The sequence below is a fragment of the Pseudomonas sp. R62 genome (assembly GCF_000257605.1).
Classification (GTDB): domain Bacteria; phylum Pseudomonadota; class Gammaproteobacteria; order Pseudomonadales; family Pseudomonadaceae; genus Aquipseudomonas; species Aquipseudomonas atacamensis.
The window spans coordinates 1,027,985-1,029,873 of the sequence record NZ_JH635999.1; the positions used below are offsets into that span (position 1 = coordinate 1,027,985).

The window sequence follows — 1,889 nt, forward strand, 5'->3', positions numbered from 1 at the left end:
ACGAATTGGGCGCGGTGCCTGCGCCGGTGCTGCACATGCGTCATCTCACGCGCCTGGACATGCAGTATTGCAGCTTGCGCAGTGCGACGAGTGTTTACCCTTTGCTGGGCAACTCGCGGCTGCGCACGCTGGATTTGAGTTACAACGAACTTCGTGTTTTCAATCCGCCCGATTATGGCGTGATCGAGTCTCTGGATCTGCGCTACAACCAACTGAGCGAATGGCCTGACGGAGTGTTGCGGGCGCCCGGGTTGCAGGCCCTGAACCTCAGCGGTAACGCAATCGCGGAAATCCCCACGGCGCTTTTCGATGGCGATCATTCGGGTCTGATCGCAGGCTCGGATCTGTCAGAAAATCGCAATTTGTCGCTTTCTGCATTGCAAGACCTCAGGCGTTACAGCCGCGAGCGCGCCATACCGCATGTGCTGGGCATGACGCGCGCGCAGATTGAGACGATGATCAACCGTCAGGTGTTCGGTGATCTGTTCGGGATTCCCGAAGACGGTGCTCCAACCGATCACGCTGGCGGCGTTGTCGACGATCCCCATGCGCAGGTATTTCCTGCCGAGAAAGTTTTTGACCCAGCCAACGATGTCGCGCCACGCTCACGCGATCCGTGGCTTGTGGACAGCGATCCGCAGTGGGTTGCGCGAAGAACCGAGCTCTGGGCGCAATTGGCGCAAGAGCCGAATCACGAGCGGTTTTTCCAGTTGCTGCGCTTGTTGCTCGATACGCAGGACTACAGGCTGGTGCGAGGCGATCTGACGCAAAGAGTCTGGCGTGTCATGGAGGCCGCTGAGGAAAATACCGAACTGCGGCAACTGTTGTTTCAGGGCGCGGAGACCCACGGCACCTGCCCGGACGGGCGGATTCTGACATTCAGTGATTTGGAAGTGCGGGTCGCGGTCTATCACCAGTTGCGTGACATACCGTTGAATCGAATGGCGTCCAGAGGTCGGGCGTTGCTGCGTCTGTCGCGGCAACTGTTTCGCCTGGATCGCGTCGAGACGCTGGCTGAAGCCGCCGGTCTGGGTATGGATCGTGCGGAAGTGCGCCTTAAATATCGCATCGGTTTGACGGGCGGCTGGGGCGACGGTGTCGATTTACCGGGCCAACCCGCGTCGATGATTTATGACGTCCCGCTGAGTGATGAACTGCTGGAGTACACCCGCGCCTCGATTCTTGAGGCAGAGGGCACCGATGCGCTGTCCGTAAGCATGGCAGAGCGCGACTACTGGATCTCTTACCTGCAAGATCTCCACCCACAAGAGATGGCCGCGCTGGACGTTGCGGTTGACGAGCGACGCCAGCAACTGTGGGACCAGCTCAATCAGCGTCTCGCCCGCAATGAACTGAGTTCCGAGGAATACGACCTTGAGCTGAACAGGTTGGGCAAGGCCATGGACGTGCTGCGCACACAGAAACGCGCCGAGCTGACCCGCCGGGTGATCAGCGAGCTGAACAGCTTCGCTGCGGAATCCGAACAACCCGGCCGCCTGCCACCAACATCCGGTTCCTGAGGGCACCTTGCTGAGGCGGTCCGAGGCAGGCCAAGTCACATCCGCTTACCACTGCTGGTTGCGCAATACCCGGATAACGCAGAAGCGATAACGCGACATGGTTTGCTGAACGCTCCATCAACAAGGAGTGACCATGATCGCTATTTCCCCAAAACCCGTGTCGACGCAGCCTGCGTCGACCGATCAGCCGGCAGACGCCAGTCAGTCAGTAAAGCTCGTTGCAACGCAAAGCCTGCACGGCGAATTTCTCGAAGCTTCGATCCCGCAATGGTTGACCGACGCTTCGCCGCAACGGCGCGAAGCCTTCAAGGCGGTTGCGACAGCATTGCCAGCCTGGTATCAGGATGCGACGCCGGCCCAGCGCAAAAC

The 1,889-nt window shown here is 59.7% G+C and carries 2 protein-coding genes; both read left to right on the forward strand.

Annotated features, from left to right (window positions below; genetic code table 11):
* Positions 1-1,520: NEL-type E3 ubiquitin ligase domain-containing protein (locus OQK_RS22960; protein WP_274380898.1), on the forward strand; the 1,520-nt coding region annotated here is incomplete at its 5' end.
* Positions 1,521-1,653: 133 nt separating this feature from the next.
* Positions 1,654-1,889: hypothetical protein (locus tag OQK_RS30600; protein WP_038861601.1), on the forward strand; the 236-nt coding region annotated here is incomplete at its 3' end.